Here is a 24,904-nt window from a genome sequence, read left to right as displayed (position 1 = left end):
TTCGATTCACATGGCACACGCACCTCAAATCAGGATCCCCGCGACCTACATGCGCGGCGGCACCAGCAAGGGCGTCTTCTTCCGCCTAAACGATCTGCCCGAGGCCGCGCGCGTGCCCGGCGCGGCCCGCGATAAGCTGTTCATGCGCGTGATCGGCAGCCCCGATCCATACGGCAAGCAGATCGACGGCATGGGCGGCGCGACGTCGAGCACGAGCAAAACCGTGATCGTGTCAAAGAGCACTCGGCCCGGTCACGATGTCGATTACCTGTTCGGTCAGGTGTCGATCGATAAAGCCTTCGTCGACTGGAGCGGCAACTGCGGCAATCTCTCGGCGGCGGTGGGTCCGTTTGCGATTGGCGGCGGACTCGTCGATCCGGAACGCGTGCCGGACAACGGCATCGCGATCGTGCGCATCTGGCAGGCGAACATCGGCAAGACCATCATCGCGCATGTGCCGATGACGAACGGCGCCGTGCAGGAAACCGGCGACTTCGAACTCGATGGCGTGACCTTTCCGGCGGCGGAAGTGCAGCTCGAATTCCTCGATCCGGCAGCGGAAGAAGAAGGCGCGGGCGGCGCGATGTTCCCGACTGGCAACGTGGTGGACGATCTCGACGTGCCGGGCATCGGCACGCTGAAGGCCACGATGATCAACGCAGGCATTCCGACCATCTTCCTGAACGCCCACGCCATCGGCTACACCGGCACCGAGTTGCAGGACGCCATCAACGGCGACGAAGCGGCCTTGAAGCGCTTCGAGACCATTCGCGCGCACGGTGCGCTGCGCATGGGGCTGATCAAGAACCTCGATGAAATCGCCACGCGCCAGCACACGCCGAAGGTCGCGTTCGTCGCGCGGCCGGCGGCGTATACGGCATCGAGCGGCAAGCAAGTGAGCGTGGAAGATGTGGACGTGCTGGTGCGCGCGATGTCGATGGGCAAGCTGCATCACGCGATGATGGGTACGGCGGCGGTGGCCATCGGCACGGCGGCGGCGATTCCCGGCACGCTCGTCAATCTCGCGGCAGGCGGCGGGGAGCGTCAGTCAGTGCGGTTCGGGCATCCGTCGGGTACGCTGCGGGTCGGCGCGGAGGCCGTGCAGGCGGAAGGCGCGTGGCAAGTCACCAAGGCCATCATGAGCCGCAGCGCGCGCGTGCTGATGGAAGGGAATGTGCGCGTGCCGTTCGAAAGCCCGAACTAAAGCGTCAAGCTTCTTCCGGCAACAAGGCCAGCAGCAGGCGTCGCAATTCGCGGCCCTCCGCTGCCGTCAGCCTTGCGGTCAGAATGCGCTCCACCTGCTCCACGCGAGGCCGCAGCGTCGCAAGCTGCTTCTTCCCGGCAGGCGTGAGCGACAGCACATAGCTGCGCTTGTCCACGGGATCGTCGGAACGCTCGATCAGCTCATTGCGGGCCATGCGCGCCACGAGTTCCGCGATAGTCGAGCGGTCCACGTCGAGTTCGTCGCCAAGCTGACGCTGGTTCACGCCCGGCGTCCGTTGCAGGATACCAAGCGCGGCGTACTGCACGCTCGTAATCTCCGTCGACACCTCGCTCTGCCAGACCGCCAGATGCCGCTGCTGCGCGCGCCGCACCAGACTGCCGGTGAATCGGGAAAGCGCGGCGGGGAAATGAGTTTGAGCGGGCACGGTTCGACAGGGTTAAGCAGTGGAACGAATTCGGAGGAGAGGATGCAGGAATGCGTTCAGTTCGTCGAACGCATCGAGCGGCAGCACATGCGCGACGTATTGATCCGGACGGACCACGATGAGCGCACCCCGTTCGCGATCGATGCCGCGCGCGTCGAAGATATCAGCCGACTCGTCGCGCGTAAATACCTTTTCATAATCCACCAGCCCATAGCGGCCCTTGCGCGGCAAGAGCACCGCGTGCAAGTCCTGCAAGCGCACGTCGCGATGCGGCGTCTGCAACACCGCGCGCAGATCGATGACGCTGTCGATATCGGCATCAGGTGGCGTCACGTTGCGCAACCATGCAACCAGATGCTCACAGAGCGCATCGAACGCCTGGCCGCTCGCATCCTCGAACGCATACAGACGCCAGCGGCCATCGGCGAGCGCTGCGTGACCGAGGTGCATCGGCCTGGCATCGGCGATGCGAATGACCGGCGCGGAATGAAAGCGCGTGCCGATCGTAAAGCCACGCGCCAGCGTCTGATGCGTCGACTCGCCCGTCAGCGGACCCGGCCGATAATGCGTGGCAACGCCCGCCGTATAGTGGCCCGCGCGCACGAAATACGCCTGCAACTCCGCCGGATCCACGCCGCCCGCTTCCGGATGCGCCGGGTCTTTCGGCGGCGCGGCCATCATCGCGGACCATTCCTTGTCGAAGTCGATCAACTCCTGCGCGACCGGCTGGCGTTCATCGGAATAGGTGCGCAGCAGGCTCCCATCGCTGCGCCCCTGCAAGACCGCGCCGAGCTTCCAGCCGAGATTGAAGCCATCCTGCATCGACACGTTCATGCCCTGCCCCGCCTTCGCGCTATGCGTATGGCAGGCATCGCCCGCGATGAACACGCGCGGCTCGCGCACTGAGCCATCGGGTGTCAAGGCATCGTCGAAACGTTCCGTCAGACGCTGGCCCACTTCATACACCGAGAACCACGCGACTTCCTTCACATCGAACGTATAGGGATGCAGGATGCGCTGCGCCGTCTCGATGATGCGCTCCACCTTGATCTGCCTGATGCCGTCGCGGTTCTCCGGCGTCACCTCGCCGAGATCGACATAGAAGCGCACGAGATAGCCGCCCTCGCGCGGGATGAGCAACAGATTGCCCTTGCTCGCCGATTGAATCGCGGCCTTGAGGCGAATGTCGGGGAAGTCGGTCACCGCCAGCGCGTCCATCACGCCCCATGCATGATTGGCGGCGTCGCCGTTGAGCGTCTGGCCGATAGCCGTGCGCACGCGGCTTCGGGCGCCATCGCAACCCACCACGTAGCGCGCGCGGACCTTCACCTCTTCACCGGCATGTTCTCCTTCCGTGCGCTTCAGCGTGACGGTGAGCGGATGGTCATGCGTGTCGTCGCGCGTGACATCGACGACTTCGAGCGCGTAATCCGGTTCGAGGCGCTGCGCGGAACGATGCATCAGATCGAGCAGATAAGCCTGCAAGCGCGCCTGATTCACGATCACATGCGGAAACTCGGACATGCCGGTTTCGGTATCCTGAACGCGTCCGGTACGACGAATCGCGCCCCGGTCATCGGCATCCGGCCGCCAGAAGACGGTCTCATTGACCCAGTAGGCTTCGCGCAGCAGACGTTCGCTGAGACCGAAGGCATGGAACATTTCCACGGTGCGGCACGCGACGCCGTCCGCCTGCCCCATCAGCAACGGCCCCGCACGCCGTTCGACGATACGCGTATTGATCGACGGAAACCGCGCCAGCTGCGCCGCGAGCACGAGTCCCGCCGGACCACTGCCGACGATGAGCACATCCACCGCGTCAGGCATCGCAACGTGAGGCGCGCCTTCGGCAGCGGGTTCGATGCTCGGGTCATCCGTGCGAAAACCGTTGAGATGAAATTGCATGATGTCTGCCTCCACAAGGTCTCGATTTCTCTGGATCGAAATATACTCCGCATACCAACTATATCCAAGAATTTATCGAGGCCCTGCGGTTTACCCGAAGCAGGCAGACTAACTGGGCGTTTTCAAGCGACCGGCACAGGCGGTCCGGTCGCGCAAAGGTCAGACGCGCAGCGGCGCTTTCCTGTGCCGCGTGCCGCATTCATACGCATGGGCATAGCCGAGCAACGCGCCCTCGTCCCATTGCCGTCCGACGAAGATCAGACCGAACGGCGAGCCGGATTCGTAGTATCCAGCCGGCACGGCAATGCCCGGCAAGCCCGCGATATTGATCTCGCCGACGGTCGTTTCCTGGATGACGTCCTTGCCGTGCAGCGTTGGAAGCTCGCCGCGCATCTGCGGAAACACGAGGGCGTCGAGACGATGCTGGCTCATCACGCTGTCGAAGATCGTCAGATAACGCGCTTTCAGTGCGACGAATTCCGGCATCTCCGGCGGCAGCGACGGATCCGCCAGCGCGGTCCGGAAATCCGCCAGACTATGCAGATAGCGCAGCACGCCTTGTGGTCCGAAGGCATCCTCATCCCGCGTCGCTTCAGCGAATTCCGCGAACGTCTTGAGCGCCGCGTCCTTGCCCAATCGCTGCAGATACTTCTCCAGATCATAAGGAATGGATTCGAGTCCACGCGCATCGAAATGTTCGAGCGGCGGCGTCGGCTTGCGCAAGTCAGCGAAGCCCGAACCGGCGAACGGATCGTCGATCAGCACCGCGCCCAGTTCCACCAATTCCTGCTGCACGCGTTGATAGAGCCCGGCGGCTTCGTCGGAGAGCGCTTGCGTGCGCCAGCCCGGTCCGTACAGGCCGATACGCTTGCCCTTCAACGCATCCACAGCGAGCCCTGCTGCATACCCTCCCGCAGGCTGACGGCCGACACCGGCCAACGTCTTCGGGTCTTCGCTCGAATAGCCTGCGAGCGCATCGAGGCACAGCGCCGCGTCGCGCACGGTGCGGGCAATCGGCCCTACCACGTCGCGATTGCCCGACAGGGGCACCACGCCCGCATTCGGCACCAGCCCGATGGTCGGCTTGATGCCGACGAGGTCTTGCGCCGATGCCGGGTTCTGGATCGACCCGCCAGTCTCTTCGGCGAGCCCGAGCACCGCCATGCCCGATGCCACCGCCGATGCCGTTCCCGCGCTGCTGCCGCCGGGTGCGCGGTCGGGCATCGGCACGTTGAGGGTCGGGCCTGCCCAGCTATCGTTTGCATGCGTGCCCGTGTGGCTCAAGATGGGCACGTTGGTCTTGCCGAGCAGGATCGCGCCCGCGCGCCGCATGCGTGCGACGACCGGCGCATCGCGTGCGGGCATCAGGTCCACGCCGCCGTGCTTGCTGTAGAGCTTCGTCCATCCCGCCGTGGTCGGAAAGCCGACCATGTCCATCGGATCCTTGATGACGACCGGCACGCCGGCGAGCGGCCCCATCACTTCGCCAGCAGCCCGACGCCGGTCGATCTCGCGCGCATCGTCGAGTGCGGCGGGGTTCAGGAAGATCAGCGCGTTGTAGCGCCCATTATCGCGCTCGATCCGCTCGAAGCAGGCCTGCGCCAGTTGTTCTGCCGTGAACGTGCCGGCCTTGAAACCCGCCTGCACGGTTTCGACGGTGAGCGCGTCCAGATCGATGTCCATCGCACTGCCTCGTTCCATTCGTGGCTCCTGTTGAAGTGGTGTCGAACGCACAACGCTCAAAGCTGCACGCCGCGCGTGAGCGCGCCATCGACGACGAAATTTGCCCCGCTCACGAAGCTCGCCGCCGGACTCGCGATGAACGCCACCGCGTTGGCAATCTCCTGTGGCCGCGCCATGCGTCCGGTCGGATTCAAAGCGAGCGCGCGTTCGAACAGCGCGGCATCGTTATGCTCGATCCAGTCCCACACGCCGCCTTCGAAGTACACATTGCCCGGCGATACCGTGTTCGCGCGGATGCCCTTCGCGGCCAGCTGATTCGCGAGCCCTTGCATGTAGTGAATCAGCGCGGCCTTGAAGACGCCGTAGGGTCCGGCCGCGAAATCGATCTCGCGCCCCGACACGCTCGATATCGCGACAATGGAAGCCGCCTTGCTTGCTTCGAGAAACGGCATCGCGGCATCGACGAGATTCACGGTGCCCAGCAGATCCGTCTCGAACTCCTTGCGCCATGATTCGATGTCGTTGCCAATAGCAAGCGCGCTCACGTTGGCGACGACGATATCCAGCCCGCCCCACTCCGCGCCGACGCGCGCGACCCACGCCTTGAGCGCGGCGCCATCGGCCACGTCGACGGCCGCGCCCGATGCACGCGCACCGCTTAACCCGGCCAGCGCCTGCGCGGTGGTTTCAACGGCGGCCGCATCGCGCGCGCAAATGGCGACATCCGCGCCTTCCGCCGCCAATGTCCGCGCAATCGCCAGCCCGATGCCCTTGGTGCCGCCGGTCACGATCGCCCTCAAGCCCTTCAGTTGCAGGTCCATGTTCGCCGCTCCTGTGCATGTCGGTCAGACGTGGTGACGGCGCGCTCACGCTTTCTCGCCGCCGTCCCCGGAACTCATGCCGCGCGCAATCTGCAACACTTCGCCCGCCTGGATGACGGAATGGCAGATGTCGTCGATGGTCACGCGCTTCTCCATTGCCTGCGCGCGCAGCATGTCGTAGGCCTCGCGTTCGCTCACGCGATGCATGATCATCAAGATGTTCTTGGCTTCCTGCAGATGCCGGCTGTCGAGCAGCTTCTGTTCGAGCTTCGCAATGCGCTGCGCATGCTGACGCGAGCGCTTCGAGTGATACAGCGCCATCACCACCGTGGAAAGCAGCCCTGACGCGCGCACCGGCGTCGTAACGATGCCGTCCGCGCCGAGCTTGATGGCCTGGTCGATGAAGGTCGGATTCTCGTAGGCCACCACGCAGATGACGGGCGGCGCATCCGGTCCGGACCACTCGCCGCTCGGCGCGCGTTCTTCCGGCAGCAGCGCGCGGAACACGAGATCCACGCGTTCGGGCAAGGTGTCCAGCGGCGGCCAGCAGCGCTCCACCTGAAAGCCCATGCGCCGCAGATGATTCGCAAGCGTCTGGCCGTCGTTGTCGTCGGGATGGAAGACGAGCACCCGCGCATGGCGCTCGAGGATCGAACTGGTGAGGCTCCGCTGGCCTCGGTCCGGGCGCGCGTTCACGTCAGGAATCCCGTGTGCTCAGTTTCGTGACCCAGTCCCCGAGCGTCTGGCGCGTCATGTAGGGATCGGGGCCGACGGCGAACTTCGATTCGCGCAGGATGGTGAACTGGCCGTCAGCCGAAGCGCGGCCAATGCGCGGATACAGCGCCATGTGATGATTCACCGGATCGATGCGAACGCGGCCTTGCGGCGCATTGAACTCGGAACCGAGCAGCTGCGGCATGATGCTCGCGAGCTTGTCGGAGCCCGCGCGCGCGAACGCTTCCGCGAACATGTGCATCTGGTAGTAGGCGGCTTCCCAGTTCATGTCAGTGGGCGTCTGCGCGCCGTAGCGCGACTGATGCAGCGCGACCGCACGATGGTTCTCCACCGTGTCGATGCTCTGGAAATAAGGCGCGGCCGTGATGTGACCGGCGGCGCTGCCGGGCTCCATCGCGCGGATTTCCGTCTCCGAGGTATTGAGGCTGCCAATGGGCATGCGGGCCGGATCGAAGTCGGCGTGCGCGTAGGCGTCGTAGAGATACGGCACGGTCTCGCCGATCACCGTGCAGAAGATCCAGTCCGGCGACTTGCGGCGGATGTCGGCGATGACCTGTTCGAAATGATCGCGCGTGGCGTCGAGCGGCAGATAACGTTCGCCGAGGATCGCGCCTTCTGGATGCTGGAGCAGCAGCTCCTGCATCGTGCGATTGCATTCGTAGGGATAGACATAGCTCGACCCGACGAAATACACGCGCGCGCCGAAGGTCTCGGTCATGAAGTCCGCAAGTTGCACGCCGTTCTGATTCGGCGACGCGCCGCTGTAGATGATGTTGTCCGAGTACTCGAAGCCCTCGTACATCTGCGCATAGATCAGCAGACGATTGTGCTTTTCGACGACCGGCAACATGGCCTTGCGGCTCGTGGACGTGTAGCCGCCGAAGATGGTGTTGACGCCGTCCTTCAGGATCAGCCGCTCCGCCAGTTCGCGGAAGGCGGCCGGGTCGGAGCCAGGGTCGTAGTGCAGCGCAACGAGTTCGCGTCCGCCAATACCGCCGCGCGCATTGATCTCGTCGACGGCGAGACACGCGCCTCGCCACTGGGACTGCTCGAGCAGCGCGGTCGAACCGCTGGTCGAGCACAACAGGCCCACTCGAATGGGATCGGACAAAGCCATTTCTTGACACGCTCTCTTGTTTGCGCGAAGCCGTGGCCTCGCGCCTGGGTCGTCTGGTGCCGTCTGGTGTCGTTTCTTCCGACTGAATGATGCGCTACTTCAGATAGTGCTTCGCGACCATCGCGCCAACCGTGTATTTTGGATCGACAAAATTGCCCAGGCGCACGCGGCCGACCTGACTGAGCATCATGTACGCATCCCACTTGTCGAAGCCGTAGTCCGCGGCCATCCACAGCACGAGTTCGCGATAGGCAATGCGCGTGGCATCCTCCAGCGGCCGCGCGCTGCCGATGCTCATCAGCGCGTCTTCGTTTTCGAGCCGCGGCCAGTCGATCCGCCAGCCCTTGATGAGGTCCACGCGCACGGTGGTCGTGCTCTGATACTCGACGGCGGTGCCGCACACTTCGCCATCGCCCTGACAGGCATGCGCGTCGCCGATGAACAAACGTCCGCCCGGCGAGCGCACCGGCAGATAGGTGATACTGCCTGGTCCCATGTCCGGCACGTCCATGTTGCCGCCGTGATTATCAGGGGTGAGCGAGTTGATCGAATCGATTTCCGGAGAAAGACTCAGCGTGCCGATATGCGGCTTGTACGGCAAGGTGTTGCGCTTGCTCCAGTACACGTTCTCCTCGTCGATCTTGATCTTGCGCACCACTTCCGGCAAGGGCTCGTTGAGCAGCGCGGTGTAGTCGGTGCCCGTCAGGCCGCCGAAGTTCGGAATCATGCAGCAGAAGCCATGCGGGTCCGGGCCGCGCGGCGCCATCTTCTCGATGTACACCGCAACCACGTCGCCCTTCTCCGCGCCTTCGATCATGATCGGCCCGTTCTGCGGATTGAGAAACGGCACTTGCAGCACCTGCGACGGCTTGTCCGTTTCCTCCTTGATCTTGCCTTCGAAGGCGTCGCGCGTTTCCACCACGATGCGGTCGCCCGGTTTCACGTGCAGCACCGGCTCCGAGTACGGACCGATGGTGTAGTGAAAAGTCTTCTGCATCTGCTCGGTGAGATGATGCTCCACCGGTTCGCGGCCCGCGCCTGCGCCGCGCTTCATCATGATCGAGTCCTCAAGCCATTTCATGTCTCGCTCTCCGTCACAGTGCCAGATACTGGCGAATGAGTTGCTCGTCCCCGAGTTGCGCGGGACTCAATGTCTCGACGATACGGCCCTTGTCCATCACGCAGCAGCGTGTCGCGATGCGCTCGACCATGCCCATGTCCTGCTCGACCAGTACCACGCCGATGCCGGTTTCACGCGCGATCTGCTGCAAGGTCTCGCCGATCAGATCCACGATGGAAGGCTGGATGCCCTCCGACGGCTCGTCGAGTAACAGCACCTTCGGCGCGCTGATGAGCGCCCGGGCAATGGCGAGCTGTTGCTGTTCGCCGCCGCTCATGGTGCCTGCCTTCTGCGCGTAGCGCTTCTTCAGGATCGGAAAATAGCCGACCACCTTCTCGCGCATCTGCGCGGCCTTCGCCCGGTTCGCTTGCGCGCCGACCTGAAGGTTTTCCGCCACCGTCAGCGCGCCGAAGATCTCGCGGCCCTGCGGCACGTAGCCCATGCCTTGCTGCGCCCTCACGTAGGGCTTCTCGTGCCCGATTGCCGTGCCGTCGAGGGTGATCTCCCCGCCGTCGAGCCGGACCAGCCCGATGAGCGCACGCATCAGCGTCGTCTTGCCGACGCCGTTGCGGCCGATCAGCGCCAGCACCTCGCCCCGCCCGATGCTGAAAGACACGCCGTTGAGCACGCGTCCGCCGCCATATCCCGCTTCCACGCCCGACACTTCGAGCAACGCGCTCATTTCTTTTTCCCCAGATACACTTCGGCGACATCGTCGCGCGCGAGGATCTCGTCGAGCGGGCCGTCCGCCAGCACGCTGCCGCCGTGCAGCACCGTGACGCGCGACGCGATCTGCTTGACGAAGGTCATGTCGTGCTCGACCACCATCATGGTGAGCCCGGCCGCCGACAGCCGCTTGATGAGCTCACCCGTTGCATGGGTTTCCTCCACCGACATCCCGGCCACGGGTTCATCGAGGAACAGCAGCTTCGGCCGCAGCGACACAGCCATGGCGATTTCGAGCCACTGTTTCTTACCGTGCGACAGATTGCGCGCGAGCACGTGTTCCTCGTGCTCCAGCATGAAGCGCTGGAGCAGGTCGTCGAGGCTTTCGGGCCGGTCGTCGCGGGCGCGATGCAGCGACAGTTGCAGATGCTGGCGCACGCTGAGATCGGGAAACACGCCGGGTATCTGAAACTTGATGCTCATGCCGAGGCGGATGCGCTCGTGCGGCAGCACATGGCTCATGTCTTCGCCGAGAAACATCACGCTCCCCTCTGACGGCCGATGCTCTCCCGTGATGAGCTTGAAGAAAGTGCTCTTGCCCGCGCCGTTCGGCCCGATCACGCAGCGGATCTCGCCCGCGTCGATGCTGAAGTCGATGCCATTGATGACGTGCGCGCCGCCGAAGTGCTTCTTGAGTCCGCGCGTTTCCAGCAGCGTGGTCATGACTTGCCCTCCTCGCGCTTGAGACAGGGGCCGCCGTGGCGCGCGCCGCCGCCCGCGCGGCCGGCGAGCCGTCCGAGTTGCCGCGTGACGAAGGGCAGCAGGCCTTCGGGCGCGGCCAGCACGACGATCAGCAGGATCGCCCCGAGCAGGATCAGCGCGTACTGGCTGCCGTACACGGCGAGATTCTGCGAGAGCCACACCAGCAGCGCGGTGCCGAGAATCGTGCCGCCGATGGTCTTGCGTCCCGACGTGGCGACCCAGATCACCGGCATGGCGGCGGCGGTGAGGCCCATCGTCGACGGGGTGATGTAGGAGCCCCAGATCGTGTAGAGCGCGCCCGACAGGCCGCCCAGCGTGCAGCCGAGCACGAACACGAGCCATTGGTGACGGCGGATGTCGACGCCCAGCATCTCCGCGCGCTGCGGGTTCTCGCGGATGGCAATGAGCGTGAGGCCGAACGGGCCGTCGAGCAGCTTGCGCATGACGGCATACACCACGATCAGCAGGATCAGCACGAGGTAATAGAAGCTGGCGTTTTCCAGCGTCAGCGGGCCGCCCGGCCAGGGTATGGTCAGCGGCGTCATGCCGCCCATGCCGTTATAACCGTTGAGCCGCGCCTCGCCGATCGCCCATTGCGGCCCCGCCGTCTGCGCCATGAAGGTTTCGAGGACCAGCGTTACCGACAGCGTGACGATGCCGATGAACACGCCCTTGATGCGGCCATAGAAGATCATGTAGCCGATCAGCGCGGCCGCCAGCACGCTGACCAGAAGGCCCGCGCCGAGACCTAGCCATGACTGAAACCAGTAGTCGCCATAGTTCAGCGTGAAGATGCCGTAGCTATACCCCGACAGCCCGAAGAACGCGGTCTGCCCGAACGACAGGATGCCGCCGTAACCCCACATCGCGGCCAGTCCCATCGCACTGAAGGCCCACAGCAGGCAATACGCGAGATTGCCGCTGGTAGTTGCATCGACAACGAGCGGCAGGCACAGCGCAACGAGCCACGGAAGCACGCGCAAGGTCCGTGCGCAGGCGCCAGGCGCACCGATGGAAGCCATTCCGGTTTGCTTCATGCAGGCCTCCTAGCGCAGGCGGGTAAAGAGATTGCCGAGGCCTTGCGGCATCAACCGGATCACCACGATCACCGTCAGCAACAGCCCGATCTGCCCGAACAATTGCCCATACGAAGCCGTGAGCGCCGTCTGGATGATGGCGAGGACGCCGGCGGCCGGCGTCGTTCCGGCGATCACGTTCGCGCCGCCCACGACCACCGAGACGAAGGCCTGCACGATGAAGTTGCTGCCCATGGTAGGTACCGCCGTCATGGTCGGGGCATACAGCGCGCCCGTGAGGCCCGCGAGCCCGGCGCCGAGCGCGAAGGTCAACGTATAGAGCCGGTCCGTGCGCAGGCCGAGGCATTGCGCGATGCTCGCGTTCTGGATGGTCGCGCGGGCGCACACGCCGTAGTTGGTCTTGAAGAACAGCAGATAGAGTCCGAAGAGAATCGCGAGGGCGATGAGCGGCAGCACGGCGCGATAGGTCGAGAACGAATATTCGCCGAGCGAGAAGGAACCGAACGGCGTCGCGATGCCTTCCATCGACGGCCCCGCGACCAGCAGCATGGTTTGCTGCACGATGAGGCTGATGGCCCAGGTGGCGACGACGGAATCGAACAGGCGGTCGTAGAGATGACGGATCACGAGCCGTTCGACGATCACGCCGGCCAGGGCCGCCGCCAGCGCGCCGAGCAGCATCGCGAGCGGCAGCGGCAGGCCGCGCTTCGCCGCGATGATGGTGACATAGGCGCCGCACATGATGAACTCGCCGTGCGCGAGATTGATCACGCCCATCATGCCGAAGATCACTGCGAGACCGAGCGCCGCGAGCACCAGATAGGCGAAGTTGTCGCCGAACTGGTAGACGAGCGAATACAGCGTGGTAAGAGTGGCCATGCATGCTCCACGTTCAGGAAGACGCGCGCGCGGCCTCAAGGCAGCGCGCGCCAGCTTCGGATCAGGACTTCTTGGGCAGGTTCGACGGCGTGTACTGGCGATGATCCGGCTTGTTCGGCAGATCGCAGCCGACCTTGCCAAGCCAGTACGGCTGCACGTCGTCCCATACCTTCGGAATCTCGACGCTATGGTCTTCCTTCACATGCACCAGATAGATGGTATGGCTCGCGTGATGGCTCTTCGGGTCGATGCAGACCTTGCCTTGCGCGCCCGTCGTGCAGATGTCGCCGCTTTCAAGCGCATGGCGCACCGCATCCTGGTTCGTCGTCTTGGCCTTTTCGACGGCGGCCTTGTAGAGATAGATGGCGTCGTAGGCGTTGGCCGCTTCCTGGTTGATGTACGGCTCGTTCGGGAACTTGGCGTGGAAGCGTTTCTTGAAGTCATTGCTTGCCGGCGAATCCACTTCCTCGACATAGTTCGCCGTCACATACATGTCCTTCAGCGCCGGCGGTTTGAAGCGTTTGTGCTCGTAGGCCTGGCCGACATTGACCGAACTGGCCATCGGCAGGTTCAGATGCGCCGACGCCTGCTGCTCGTAATACGACGCCTGGTTCGCGCCGACCAGCAGCGTGACCACGAAATCCGGCTTGGCCTTCTGGATGTTCTGGATCGTCTGGCCGAACTGCGACACGGACAGCGGGATGAATTCCTCGCCCACCATCGTGCCGCCATTCTCCTTCACGATGTTGCGCACCCATTCCGCCGAGATCTGCCCGAAGTTATAGTCGGCGGCAATGGTGTACACCTTCTTGCCGTACTTCTGCATCATCCATGGAATGAGCGTGGAGAACTGCTGCTCGGGCACCGCGCCGGTCACGAAGGTATTGGTGTCGCACACGCCGCCTTCATACTGGTTGTCGTACCAATAGAGCTGATGCGCGCGGTCCATGATCGGACGGATGGCCTCGCGCGACGCGCTGGAGAACGCGCCGAAAATCACATCGGGCTTGTCCGTCTGCACGAGGCGCCGGGCGAGTTCCTGGAACTTGGTGTTGTCCGACTGCGTGTCGTAGGCGATCAGCGTCACCGGACGTCCCAGTATGCCGCCCTTCGCGTTGATCTCTTCAACGGCGAGTTGGGTGGCGTGGATCTTCGGGATGGTAGCCAATGCGAAGTTTCCCGAAGCGTCTTCCAGCAAGCCGATCTTGACGGGATCGGCGGCGCTCGATGCGAGCGAGGTCAGTGCGAGTCCTGCGGTAAGGGCGAGACGCATCCAGCCCGACGGCTTCAGCAACATGCGGGTTCTCCAGAAGTAGGCGCTTGAACAGGGAAATTCGGACAAAAAAAAGCCCCCTGACGAACGGTCGGTTCGTCAGGGGGCTTCTGTGCCGGGTCCCCGGGCGGACATCTTTGTCGGGCCGCGAGGATGAGCCCAAGTCTAAGGCGCTGAATTTTTGCTTGTCAACCGCAATCAAAAATCAAAATGCGCGAGGTTACGGATGCGACAGGCTTGCATGAGCCGAAGCAGCGCGCGCAATCCGCACTGACGCGGGTTAGTAATCCCACAGCACCGGCACGAAGCGGAAGCCTTCCTTGTGCTTCGCAACGTGACCGATCGACGGGAAGGCGACATGTGCAGCGGCAAGCAGGGCGCCGGTTTGCGCGGCTTCGTCGAGCAGCGCGATACGCACCTCCGCGGCCTTTTCCGGGTCGTGCTCGAAGCCATTCTGCCAATGCGGATGATCGAAGTTGACCTCGAAGATCGCATCGCCGACGAAGGTCAGTTTCTCGCCGTTCGATGCGATATCCACGACGCAATGACCCGGCGTATGTCCGCCCGTCACGCGTGCCGAGACGCCCGGCGCCACATTGGCAGTTTGATCGAAGCGAACCAGATTTTCGCTGTAGAGTTTCACGAATTTCGCTGCGGCTTCGCGCAGCGCGGGCGGCACCGTTTCCGGCATCACCGTCTTGCTGAAGTCGGGGTTCTTCCAGAACTCGACCTCCTCAGACGCGACGTGAATGCGCACGTCGGGACGCAGCTTGCCCTTGATGCCATCGACGTTCAGGCCGCCGACGTGATCCATGTGCATGTGCGTAATCACGATGTCGGTCAGCGCTTTCAGATCGATGCCGGCGGATTCGAGGCGCATCACGGACTGCCCGGCGCGCGTGAAGTATTCGAAGCCGTCGCCCACGCCCGAATCGATCAGGATCAGTTGCTCGCCGCTGCGCACGAGTGCGATGTTCAGCGCCCAGTCGAAGCGGTCGCGCTGCAGGAAGCGGCTGTCGAACCAGGCGTTGCGATCCGCCTCGCTCACGTTGGTGGACATGGTGGACGTCGGCAGCGGCAGGACGCCGTCGCTGATGAGCACGACATCCACGTCGCCGATACGCACCGCGTAACGCGACGGCACGAGTTCTCCCGACGCCTGCTTGCCCGGACTCGTGATGACCGGCTGCACATTGCGGGTGGTCTGGCTCATGTTCGCTACTCCTTCTATCGATGGGGAATGGCCGCACAGGGCGACTAAGTTGGCACGCTGCGCTTGCGTGCCGGTCAGCTGTGCGACGAAGTGTAGTCAGGAGAGGCGGACGCCAGTAGCGTCGCGGAGGGGACCGTGATGTTGTTGCGAGCGCAACAATCGACGAAAGCGAAAAGCCTGAAGAAATGCTGCGTGCATCACCCGCGCGGCGACCACGCGCCGCGCTCGAACTCCGACTCCAGGAACTCGACGCACGCCTTCACGCGCGCCGACGTCGCGAGCCGCGCCGGATACACGGCGAAGATATCGGCGGGCTGCGTGACCTCGGGCAGCACCTGGATGAGCCGGCCGTCGTCGAGGTACGAACGGACGTTCCAGATCGAGCGCAGCATGATGCCGCGACCCGCCAGCGCCCATTGCACGGCAGCTTCGCCATCGTTCGATGCAAGCGCGCCGCTGACCTTCACGCGCACGTCCGCGCCGTTCACGGCGAAGCGCCACACGCCGAACGGATGATCGCGCTCCTTGATGCACAGGCATTCGTGCGTCTGCAATGCCTCGATGCTGTCCGGTGCGCCACGGGCGCGCAGATAGTCCGGTGACGCGCACAGAATGCGGTGATTCATCGCGAGACGCCGCGCGATCAGGTGCGGCGCGATGTCGTTGCCCACGCGGATGTCCAGGTCATAGCCTTCGGCCGCAACATCAACGATGCGGTCGAACAAGTCGAGCCGCACGTTCAGTTGCGGATGGCTTTCGATGAAGCGCGCCAGCACCGGCGCGACCACGCGCCGTCCAAAGCCGAAGCTGCTCGAAATGCGCAGCATGCCGCGCGGCGCGTGCTTGACGCCGCAGACGTCGTCGATCAGTTGATCCGCATCGTCGAGCAATTGCTGCGCGCGCCGGTAGAGACGCTCGCCTGCTTCGGTCATCGCGACGCGGCGTGTCGAACGGAACAGCAAGGTCGCATCCAGCGCGCTTTCGAGCAACTGGATGCGCTTGCTGACATACGCAGGCGACACCGACAAAAAATCCGCCGCCGCGGCAAAGCTCGCCTTCTGCGCGACGACATGGAAGACCCGCAGATCGTTCAGATCGACATGACGGTTCAATCGAGCCCGCCCTCGCACACGTACTTCACGGAGAGATAGTCGTCCAGCCCATAGCGCGAGCCTTCGCGGCCATAGCCCGATTCCTTCACGCCGCCGAAGGGCGCCGCCTCGCTCGACACCGCGCCTTCGTTCGCACCGACGACGCCCGCTTCCAGTTGCCCGGCCACGCGATGAATGCGCCGTGCATCGCGCGTGTAGAAGTAGGCGGCGAGGCCGTAAGGCGTGTCGTTTGCCGTGCGGATCACGTCTTCTTCGCGCTCGAAGCGGAACAGCGGCACGACCGGCCCGAAGGTCTCCTCGCAGCACACCGCCATGCCGTCGCGGGCATCGAGCAACACGGTCGGCGCGTAGTAGTTCGGGCCGAGCGCGTCGAGCTTGCGGCCGCCGGTCAGCACCCGTGCGCCGTGCGAGAGCGCGTCGTCCACGTGCCGCGCGATCTTCTCGACGGCGCGCGCGTTGATCATCGGGCCGATCTGCGCGGCGTCGTCGGTAGCGGGCCCGACCTTCAACGCCGCCACGCGCTCGCCCAGCTTGCGCGCGAACGCTTCGTAGACGCCGGCCTGCACATACACGCGGTTCGGACACACGCACGTCTGGCCGCCATTGCGGAACTTCGAAGCCATGAGTCCTTCGATGGCGGCATCGAGATCGGCATCATCGAACACGATGAAGGGCGCGTTGCCGCCGAGTTCGAGCGACAGCTTCTTCAACGTATCCGCCGACGCCCGCGCGAGATGCTTGCCCACCGCCGTCGAGCCGGTGAAGGTGATCTTGCGCACGCGTGCATCGGCGAGCCAGTCGGCCACCGCCGTGACGCCGTGTTCGCGCGAGGCCGCGATCATGTTGAGCACGCCATCGGGCACGCCGGCTTCGAGGGCCAGTTGCGCGAGCGCCAATGCGGTGAGCGGCGTGTCCTCGGCGGGCTTCGCCACCACCGTGCAGCCCACTGCAAGTGCAGGCGCGATCTTGCGGGCGATCATCGCGAGCGGGAAGTTCCACGGCGTGATCGCCGCGACGATGCCGATAGGCTCCTTCACCGCGCTCATGCGCTTGCCGCGCTGCTGCTGCGGAATGAGATCGCCGTAGACGCGCGGGCCTTCCTCCGCGAACCATTCGACATACGACGCGCCGTAACGGACTTCGCCACGCGCCTCCGCCAGCGGCTTGCCCTGCTCGGTGGACATGATGCGCGCGAGGTCTTCCAGGTTCGCGAGGATCAGCCCATGCCAGCGGCGCAGGATGGCCCCACGCTCGCGCGGCAACATCGCGCGCCAGGCGGGCAAGGCGCGGGCGGCGGCATCGGTGGCGGCGCGTGCATCGGCGGCGCTGCTGTCGGGGACTTCTGCAAAGCGCTCGCCATTGGCGGGATTGATGACCGGATAGCGTCCGCCTTCGGCCGCCCCGCTCCATTTACCGTCGATCAGATTGCCCGTGCGCACGAGCTCCGGTCGCGTCAGTTCGAGAAACATGCAATGGTCCTTGAGGTCAGTGAGACGATCCCGCTTCATTCGGCCCGCGCGAACACGGTGCCGGATTCGTGCATCGCGTCGATCTGTGCATCGGCATAGCCGATCTCGCGCAGCACTTCGCGCGTGTGCTGGCCGAGCAAAGGCGCTGCCAGTCCCGATTGCGATGCATTGCCGTTCGAGAAGCGGATCGGCAGGCCAATGCCCTTCACGTCGCCCGCGAGCGGATGGTGCGACTCCACCACCATGCCGCGCGCCTGCGCCTGCGGATGTTCCAGCGCCTGCGAGACATCGAGCACGGGACCGGCGGGCAGGCCCACTTCATCGAACGCGCGAATCCAATCGTCGGTGGTGCGCGTCATCAGGCGCTCCGTCAACAGGCGGACGAGTTCGTCGCGATTGGCCATGCGCCCGGCGTTGTCGGCGAAGCGCGGGTCGGCGGCGAGCTGCGGCATGTCGAGCACCGACAGCAGACGCTCGTAATTGCTCTGGTTCGCCGCGCCGATGTTGATCCACCCGTCCTTCGACGCGAACACCTGATACGGCGCGCTCGTCGTGTTGGCCGAGCCCATCTTCTTCGGCAACGTGCCTTGCGCGAACCAGCTCGCGGCGGGCCAGTACATCTGCTGCAACGCCGCTTCGAACAGCGACGTATCGACGATCTGCCCTTCGCCCGTCTTCAGCTTGTGCGTGTAGGCCGCCGAGATGCCGAGCGCCGCGAGGATGCCCGCGTTGATGTCCGCGACCGGCGAGCCCGCCTTGACCGGCGGCCGGCCTTCCTCGCCGGTGAGGCTCATCATGCCGCTCATGCCCTGCGCGATCAGGTCGAAGCCGCCCTTGCTCGCCCACGGACCGGTGCGTCCGAAGCCCGAGATGCAGCAATAGATGAGGCCCGGATTGATCTGCTTCAGCGTGTCGTAGCCGAGACCGAACTTCTCCATCGTGCCTTCGCGGTAGTTCTCCGTCACGACATCCGCGCTCTCCAGCAGCTTGCGCAGCACATCGCGCGCGCCTTCGGTCTTGAGATTGAGGCCGATGCCGCGCTTGTTGCGGTTCACGATCATGAACGATGCGGATTCGCCGTTGTCGAGCATCGGCGAGAAGCGCCGCGAGTCGTCGCCATGCGGAATCTTCTCCACCTTGATGACTTCCGCGCCCATGTCGGCGAGCATCATGCCGCACACCGGTCCCGACATGATGTGCGCCAGTTCGATCACGCGCATGCCGCTCAAAGGTCCTGCCATGTCTTTCTCCTTTCAGGTCGATTCGTTTGACTCGTTTGCATCAGGCCGCGCGCCGGTCCACGCCGCCGGCGGCAAGCCGGCGTTCGCGCGTGACGATCAGCACCAGCGCCGCGCCGAACGCAAGACACGCGCCGACGACGATCAGCGCCACGTCGGTGCGGCCCGTCACCGTGTTCAGATAGCCGATGAGATAAGGCGCGACGAAGCCCGCCAGATTCGCGATCGCATTGATGAGCGCGATGCCTGCGGCCGCCGTCACGCCGGTCAGCAACGCGGTGGGCAAGCCCCAGAATAGCGCGGGAATCGAGTACACGCCCATGTTCGCGACGCACAGTGCGAACACACCGAGCGCCGGCTGACGCTGCCACACGACGCACAGCGCGAAGCCCACCGCAGCCGTGACATAGGCGATGGTCAGGTGCCAGCGCAGGTCGTTGCGGCGGCTCGAACTGAGGCCCATCAGCACCATTGCGACGATTGCGCAGGCGCTCGGAATCGCCGTCAGCAGCCCGATGCTCAGCGCATCCTTCACGCCCATGCGCTGCACGAGCGTCGGCATCCAGAAGCTGATGGCGTAGAGACCCATCGTGAAGCCGAAGTAGATGGCGATCAGCGCCCACATGCGGCCGCTTGCCAGCAGCGCGCCGAAGCCCGTCTCCAGCTTGTGACGGTTCTCGCTCGCGAGCACGGTTTGCAGATGCCGCTTCTCATCGTCGGAAAGCCAGGTTGCGCTCGCGATGCTGTCGTTCATGCGGAACCAGATATAAACGCCGAGCAACACAGTGGGAATGCCTTCGCAGAGAATCAGCCATTGCCAGCCGCGCAGGCCGCCGAGGTCGCTCATGTAATGCAGGATTGCGCCGGACACGAGACTGCCGAACAGTCCCGACGACGCCAGCGCCACATAGAACACGCCCCACGCCCGGCTGCGCCGCGCGCCCGGATACCACTGGCTCATGTAGTAGATGGCGCCCGGAATGAAGCCCGCTTCAGCAAGACCGAGCAAGAAGCGCATGACATAGAACTGCATCGGCGTGCGGACGAAGATCGTCGCGCACGAGAGCAGGCCCCAGGTCAGCATGATGCGCGAGATCCAGCGGCGCGCGCCGACCTTGTGCAAGATGATGTTGCTCGGCACTTCCAGCAGGAAGTAGCCGATGAAGAAAATGCCCGCGCCGAAACCGTAGACCGCATCGCTGAAATGCAGGTCGCTCGCCATCTGCAACTTGGCAAAGCCCACGTTCACGCGGTTCACATAGGAAAAGAAAAACGCCAGCATCAGGACCGGAAGTATCCGCGTGGATATCTTCCGGAAGAGCCGGTTCTCATCGATTGCCTGCATGTTTGTCTCCTGGGTTTTCTTTATGATCATGCGCTGGGATGGGCTTATTTCATGGCACCTCGACCCGATACACGCGCCGGCAAGTGTCCGCGAACAGCGCGCGCAATTGCGTGTCAGTGGCGTCGGGCAGCGCGGCGGTCACATCGGCAATCATTTGCGTGAAGCTGGCGGACAGACCGCCTACGGGCAGGTTGCTCGCGAACATCGCGCGCTCATAGCCGAACATCTCCACGGCTTCGCGCACCACGCGCCGGTTGCTGGCGCTGTCCCATACGCCGCCCTTCAGCCCGAGTTCGGAAACCTTAAGAACAACGTTCGGGCAATCGGCGAGCGCTTGCATACCGCGACGCCACACCGCAAGACCCGCCTCCGAACGATCCAGCGGCAAGCCGAGATGATTCAGCACGACCGTGGTCCCGGGAATGCCGCGCACCACTTCAGCGGCTTCCTCCAGATGCCAGAACGGCACGCGCAGATCCCACGACAGGTCGAAGCGTTCGAGCAATGCGAGGCCGCGCAGCCAGGCGTCGTCCTGCATCGTGCCGGGCTGGCCGCGCACGCTCGATGAAGCATCCGGCGCCGTCACCGGCTTCGAACGCACGCCGCGCACGAGCGCATGCGCCGCATGCGCCGTGAGCACCGTTTCGCAATCGTCCTGGGTGAGGGTCACATGCGCGACCGCCGCGCACGGCAAGACTTCACGCGCCTTCAGCCGGGCCAGAAACTCGGTCTCGCGGGTCTGCTCGCTGCGGGCGCGCTCGGCTTCCATGTGCACCGTGCCGATCACGTCGAAGCCCGCCGTCGCCGCGCGATAGTCCGCGGGCAGGAAGTCGCGGCAGATCGCGCGGTAATCGCCCAGGAAGAAGTCCGGGTTGTACGCGTCGGTCAGCCACGGATAGTGGCCATCGTTGAGATCGAAGACATGATGGTGCGCATCGAGGATCGGCAAATCGAAGCCCAATGCATTGCGCGGCGCGTCCGCTGCCTGCATCACGCGGCCTGCTCGACGTGGCCCGCCAGCAGCGCGATCAGTTCCGGCACCGGCGTGTGTTCGCCGCCTTCGGTCACGGCCTGTTGATACACCTCGCGCACCGCGCTTGCCGCCGTATGCGCCGCGCCGACTTCACCCGTCATCGCGACGTAATAGCTCATGTCCTTCAGCGCATTGGACATCGAGAAGCGGAAGCCAGAACTGTCCGCCGATTCGATGAACGGCCGCAGCCGCTTGAACACGACGCCATCGCCGCCGCCCGCCGCCAGCACGCTGATGAGCACATCGGGGGCCACGCCTGCGCGGTTCGCACACGCGGCCGCTTCGGCCAGCACGGCCGAAAAGCCCAGCGAGACGAAGTTATGCAGCAGCTTGAGCCGATGCCCGGACGACGCCTCGCCCGCATACACGATGTTCTCCGCGAACGTCTGCAACACGGGCAGGCATTCGTCGAACACCGCGCGCTCGCCGCCGACGATCAGATTGATGCGGCCTTCGGCGGCTTCCTTCGGCGTGCGCGTCATGGGCGCATCGAGGAAGCGCGCGCCGGCGTCCTGCACTGCCGCCGCAATGCGCACCGTTGATTCGGGAATCGCCGTCGAGCAGTCGATGACCACCGTCCCCGGACGCAACGCCTCCAGCACGCCATGATTGAACAACACGTCTTCCACCTGCGGCGTGCCGGTGACGCAGAGGATCAGCACGTCCACGGATGAGGCCAGTTCCTTCGGATCAGCCGTGGTGCGCGCACCCGCCGCGCACAGCGCATCGAGCGGCTGGTTGCCCGGATGCTCCAGCACGCTCAACGCATAGCCATGCTTCTGGATATTGCTCGCGATGCCAAGTCCCATCATGCCCACCCCGATCACGCCAATCTGCTTCATGCCATCTCCTGGTGTATGTTTGCCGATGGATGCGAGACCGCTGACTCGCATCGCTCAAGTCATAGTACAAATTTATACGACACATTTGTCAAGCGAATTTCTCGGCGATGCTATGATCGGGTGACCCGAACTCATCGCTTCTGATCATGCAAGACGCCAGGATGAACAACGACGAGCCTACCCTCGCCGACCGTGTGACGCGGCTGCTGGTGGATCAGATCCGCAGCGGCTACTACCCGGTGAACGCACGCCTGCCCACCGAGAAGTTCATGACCGAGCAGTACGGCGTGAGCCGCACGGTGGTCCGCGAGGCCATCTCGCGACTCAAGTCCGAAGGTCTTGTGGACACGCGCCAGGGCAGCGGCACCATCGTGCTCGATCCGAAGGCCGCGCAGGTGTTCCGCCTCGCGCGCGACGAGGTCAATCCGGCGGCGGGTGTGGTGCGCATCATCGAGTTGCGGCGCGGCATCGAGGCCGAGATGGCGGCGCTGGCCGCCGAACGCCGCACGGTGGCGCAAATGAGTGTGATCCGGCGCGCGCTCAAGGCTATCGACCGCGCGGTGGCCGAAGGGGGCGACGGCGTCGAGGCCGACCTCGAGTTCCATCTGGCCATTTCTCGCGCGGCGGGTAATCCCTACTTCACCGAACTCCTGTCGATGCTGACGCACGCGCTCCAGGACGCCATTCGCATCACGCGAACCAACGAAGCGCGCCGCGCCGACCTCGCCAACGACGTGCGCGCGGAACACGAAGCCATCGCGGCCGCCATCGAGGCGCGCGATCCCGACGCCGCGCGTCATGCGGCTCACGCGCACATGCAGCGCACGGCCATACGCATCCAGCAGGTGGATCGCAGTTTCTGGAGCGGCGACCGCGGCGCGGCCGCGCAAAGGCTGTCGCGCGCGCGGCTCGATACGGTGATCGAAAAGCCGGCGCGCGGCACGAAGGGGTGAATCCAGCGGGCGTTACTCGCCGGTCCAGACCGGCTGACGCTTCTCCGTGAACGCCGCAACGCCTTCATGAAAATCGCGGCTGCCGTAGCACTCGCGCACCAGATCGTCGCCTTGCAACGGCAAAGCGGCGAGCATGCGCGAGATGGATTGCTTGGTCACGCGCATCGTGACCGGCGCGTTGCGAGCCAGTCGATCCACATGCGCCGCTGCACGCGCATCGAGCTGATCCGGCTCGCAGCATTCGAAGACAAAGCCTGCGGACAGCGCGTCATCCACGTTCAGCATGTCGCCGAGCACGAGCATGCGCTTGGCCCGCCCGATGCCGAACTCCGCAACGAGCCGCGCCGTATTGCCGATCGCCAGGCAGTTGCCCAAGGTACGCGCAATGGGCACGCCGAATTTCGCGCCGGGCGTCGCGATGCGCAGGTCGCAACACGCGGCAATCGCGAGCCCGCCGCCCACGCACCAGCCGTCGACGATGGCGAGCGTCGGCATCGGCAACGCATCGATGCCGCCGAGAATGCGCTCGATGCGATGCTCGTAGTTCACGCCGTCCTCGCCGCTTTTGAACGCGCCGAATTGCCGGATGTCGGTGCCCGCGACGAAAGCCTTGCCGCCCGCGCCGCGAAACGTCACCACGCGCACCTCGCGTGACGTGGCAAGACGTTCGCAGATCGCCTCGAGCTGCTCGTACATGTGCCAGGTCATCGCGTTGTGCGCGGCCACGCGGTCGAACACCACGTGCGCCGCCGCGCCCTCGATGACGAGACGGACGTCGCCGTCGCTGCTTGCATCGGTCTGAGTCATGCCGTGTCCTCGTTGTCGATGATCCGCTTCAGCCGAGGCGCGCAACCACCGCGCCGCCCACTTCGCTCGTACTGGCCTGGCCGCCAAGATCGCCGGTATGCGGGCCGTCCTTCAGCACGTCGGTGATGGCGGCCAGGATCGCGTCGTGCGCCTGTTGCTCGCCGAGGAACTCGAGCATCATCGCGGCGGACCAGATCATCGCGATCGGATTGGCGATGCCCTTGCCCGCGATATCCGGCGCCGAGCCATGAACCGGTTCGAACAGCGACGGGAAGTCGCGTTCCGGATTCATGTTCGCCGACGGCGCGATGCCGATGGTCCCCGTACACGCCGGACCCAGGTCCGAGAGAATGTCCCCGAACAGATTGGTGGCAACGACCACGTCGAAGCGGTCCGGGCTGAGCACGAAGCGCGCGCACAGGATGTCGATGTGCTGCTTGTCCCACGTCACGTCCGGATACTGCGCGGCCACTTCGGCGGCGCGCGCGTCCCACCACGGCATGCTGATCGAGATGCCGTTGCTCTTGGTGGCCACGGTGATCTTCTTCGCGCGGCTCTGCGCCAGATCGAAAGCGAACTTCAGCACGCGTTCCGAGCCCTTGCGCGTGAAGATGGAGGTCTGCGACACGAACTCGCGCTCGGTGCCTTCATACATCACGCCGCCCACCGACGAATACTCGCCCTCGGTGTTTTCCCGCACGATCATGAAGTCGATGTCGCCGGCCTTGCGCTTCGCCAGCGGCGACGGCACGCCTTCGAACAGGCGTGCGGGCCGCAGGTTGATGTACTGGTCGAACTCGCGGCGGAACTTGAGCAGCGAACCCCACAGCGAGATGTGATCCGGCACCTTCGCGGGCCAGCCAACCGCGCCGAACAGGATGGCGTCGCAGGCTTGCAGTTGTGCCTTCCAGTCGTCGGGCATCATCTGGCCGTAGGCTTCGTAATAATCGCAACTGGCCCATTCGATATGCTCGTATTCCAGCGCGATACCGAAGCGTTTGCTCACGGCATCGAGCGCGCGCAGCGCTTCGGGCATCACTTCCACGCCGATGCCGTCTCCCGGAATCACGGCGATGCGATAGGACTTGCTCATGCTGCTCGTCTCCTTTGACTGATCCATGGTGGCCATTCTAGTCGCCGCGCGTGCACGCTTCGACCGCATAACGGTGAAGTGATTCTGCACGAAGTGTGAATAATCGGCTGGCGGCGTCGGGTTGCACCCGCGCTAGAATCGCCACGTCACTT

General features: G+C 64.4%; 23 protein-coding genes. 2 read left to right on the top strand and 21 right to left on the bottom strand.

Annotated features, from left to right (window positions below; genetic code table 11):
* The first annotated feature begins 10 nt into the window (after positions 1-10).
* Positions 11-1,204, top strand: coding sequence for a 2-methylaconitate cis-trans isomerase PrpF (prpF, locus tag QCE63_RS15985; protein WP_309834322.1), 1,194 nt, complete (start codon positions 11-13; stop codon positions 1,202-1,204).
* Positions 1,205-1,208: 4 nt separating this feature from the next.
* On the opposite strand, the gene QCE63_RS15980 is transcribed toward prpF, so the two are convergent.
* From QCE63_RS15980 to QCE63_RS15890, 19 genes are all read right to left on the bottom strand, one after another.
* A complete protein-coding gene (locus QCE63_RS15980; RefSeq protein WP_309834321.1) occupies positions 1,209-1,649 on the bottom strand; it encodes a MarR family transcriptional regulator in 441 nt (146 codons plus the stop codon).
* Between the two features lie 12 nt (positions 1,650-1,661).
* Positions 1,662-3,554, bottom strand: coding sequence for an FAD-binding monooxygenase (locus tag QCE63_RS15975; protein WP_309834320.1), 1,893 nt, complete (start codon positions 3,552-3,554; stop codon positions 1,662-1,664).
* A gap of 159 nt (positions 3,555-3,713) precedes the next feature.
* A complete protein-coding gene (locus QCE63_RS15970; RefSeq protein WP_309834319.1) occupies positions 3,714-5,255 on the bottom strand; it encodes an amidase family protein in 1,542 nt (513 codons plus the stop codon).
* A gap of 38 nt (positions 5,256-5,293) precedes the next feature.
* Positions 5,294-6,058 (bottom strand): SDR family oxidoreductase, encoded by a 765-nt coding sequence (locus QCE63_RS15965; RefSeq protein WP_309834317.1) that lies wholly within the window; start codon positions 6,056-6,058, stop codon positions 5,294-5,296.
* A 45-nt stretch (positions 6,059-6,103) separates the two neighbouring features.
* Positions 6,104-6,754: an ANTAR domain-containing protein gene (locus QCE63_RS15960; protein WP_309834316.1), complete on the bottom strand. Its 651-nt coding sequence runs from the start codon at positions 6,752-6,754 to the stop codon at positions 6,104-6,106.
* 1 nt (position 6,755) lies between these two features.
* A complete protein-coding gene (locus QCE63_RS15955; protein WP_309834315.1) occupies positions 6,756-7,910 on the bottom strand; it encodes a transporter substrate-binding domain-containing protein in 1,155 nt (384 codons plus the stop codon).
* 94 nt (positions 7,911-8,004) lie between these two features.
* Positions 8,005-8,991: an acetamidase/formamidase family protein gene (locus QCE63_RS15950; RefSeq protein WP_309834314.1), complete on the bottom strand. Its 987-nt coding sequence runs from the start codon at positions 8,989-8,991 to the stop codon at positions 8,005-8,007.
* A 13-nt stretch (positions 8,992-9,004) separates the two neighbouring features.
* The gene (locus tag QCE63_RS15945; RefSeq protein WP_309834312.1) at positions 9,005-9,712 is read right to left on the bottom strand and encodes an ABC transporter ATP-binding protein; all 708 of its coding nucleotides are present in this window, start codon (positions 9,710-9,712) and stop codon (positions 9,005-9,007) included.
* A complete protein-coding gene (locus tag QCE63_RS15940) occupies positions 9,709-10,419 on the bottom strand; it encodes an ABC transporter ATP-binding protein (RefSeq protein WP_309834311.1) in 711 nt (236 codons plus the stop codon). Before QCE63_RS15940 ends, QCE63_RS15945 begins: the two co-directional genes overlap by 4 nt.
* Positions 10,416-11,495 (bottom strand): ABC transporter permease subunit, encoded by a 1,080-nt coding sequence (locus QCE63_RS15935; protein WP_404990130.1) that lies wholly within the window; start codon positions 11,493-11,495, stop codon positions 10,416-10,418. Before QCE63_RS15935 ends, QCE63_RS15940 begins: the two co-directional genes overlap by 4 nt.
* A gap of 9 nt (positions 11,496-11,504) precedes the next feature.
* Positions 11,505-12,374: an ABC transporter permease subunit gene (locus QCE63_RS15930; protein ID WP_309834309.1), complete on the bottom strand. Its 870-nt coding sequence runs from the start codon at positions 12,372-12,374 to the stop codon at positions 11,505-11,507.
* 61 nt (positions 12,375-12,435) lie between these two features.
* Entirely contained in the window at positions 12,436-13,671 is a 1,236-nt protein-coding gene (locus tag QCE63_RS15925; RefSeq protein ID WP_309834307.1) for an urea ABC transporter substrate-binding protein, read from the bottom strand.
* A 256-nt stretch (positions 13,672-13,927) separates the two neighbouring features.
* Positions 13,928-14,860, bottom strand: coding sequence for an MBL fold metallo-hydrolase (locus QCE63_RS15920; RefSeq protein ID WP_309834306.1), 933 nt, complete (start codon positions 14,858-14,860; stop codon positions 13,928-13,930).
* A 197-nt stretch (positions 14,861-15,057) separates the two neighbouring features.
* Positions 15,058-15,972 carry a LysR substrate-binding domain-containing protein gene (locus QCE63_RS15915; protein ID WP_309834305.1) on the bottom strand — a complete coding sequence of 305 codons (915 nt, stop codon included), beginning with the start codon at positions 15,970-15,972 and terminating at the stop codon, positions 15,058-15,060.
* The gene (locus tag QCE63_RS15910) at positions 15,969-17,441 is read right to left on the bottom strand and encodes an NAD-dependent succinate-semialdehyde dehydrogenase (protein WP_309834304.1); all 1,473 of its coding nucleotides are present in this window, start codon (positions 17,439-17,441) and stop codon (positions 15,969-15,971) included. The genes QCE63_RS15915 and QCE63_RS15910 overlap by 4 nt, the downstream gene beginning before the upstream one ends.
* Positions 17,442-17,476: 35 nt before the next feature.
* The gene (locus QCE63_RS15905; protein WP_309834303.1) at positions 17,477-18,682 is read right to left on the bottom strand and encodes a CaiB/BaiF CoA-transferase family protein; all 1,206 of its coding nucleotides are present in this window, start codon (positions 18,680-18,682) and stop codon (positions 17,477-17,479) included.
* A gap of 40 nt (positions 18,683-18,722) precedes the next feature.
* Positions 18,723-20,024 carry an MFS transporter gene (locus QCE63_RS15900; protein ID WP_309834301.1) on the bottom strand — a complete coding sequence of 434 codons (1,302 nt, stop codon included), beginning with the start codon at positions 20,022-20,024 and terminating at the stop codon, positions 18,723-18,725.
* A gap of 49 nt (positions 20,025-20,073) precedes the next feature.
* Complete coding sequence (locus tag QCE63_RS15895; RefSeq protein WP_309835465.1) at positions 20,074-21,015, bottom strand: amidohydrolase family protein; 942 nt, start codon at positions 21,013-21,015, stop codon at positions 20,074-20,076.
* Entirely contained in the window at positions 21,015-21,899 is an 885-nt protein-coding gene (locus QCE63_RS15890) for an NAD(P)-dependent oxidoreductase (protein WP_309834300.1), read from the bottom strand. The genes QCE63_RS15895 and QCE63_RS15890 overlap by 1 nt, the downstream gene beginning before the upstream one ends.
* 146 nt (positions 21,900-22,045) lie before the next feature.
* Between QCE63_RS15890 and QCE63_RS15885 the strand changes: the two genes are divergently transcribed.
* Positions 22,046-22,852 (top strand): FCD domain-containing protein, encoded by an 807-nt coding sequence (locus QCE63_RS15885; RefSeq protein ID WP_309834299.1) that lies wholly within the window; start codon positions 22,046-22,048, stop codon positions 22,850-22,852.
* A gap of 12 nt (positions 22,853-22,864) precedes the next feature.
* Here QCE63_RS15885 and QCE63_RS15880 read toward each other — a convergent pair whose 3' ends face one another.
* Complete coding sequence (locus tag QCE63_RS15880; RefSeq protein ID WP_309834298.1) at positions 22,865-23,659, bottom strand: enoyl-CoA hydratase/isomerase family protein; 795 nt, start codon at positions 23,657-23,659, stop codon at positions 22,865-22,867.
* Between the two features lie 28 nt (positions 23,660-23,687).
* Positions 23,688-24,752, bottom strand: coding sequence for a tartrate dehydrogenase (locus QCE63_RS15875; RefSeq protein ID WP_404990129.1), 1,065 nt, complete (start codon positions 24,750-24,752; stop codon positions 23,688-23,690).
* Positions 24,753-24,904 lie beyond the last annotated feature (152 nt).

The organism is Caballeronia sp. LZ065 (genome assembly GCF_031450975.1).
Taxonomy (GTDB): domain Bacteria; phylum Pseudomonadota; class Gammaproteobacteria; order Burkholderiales; family Burkholderiaceae; genus Caballeronia.
The sequence above is the reverse complement of the archived record's forward strand: the minus strand, read 5'-3'. Positions and strand labels throughout refer to the sequence as shown.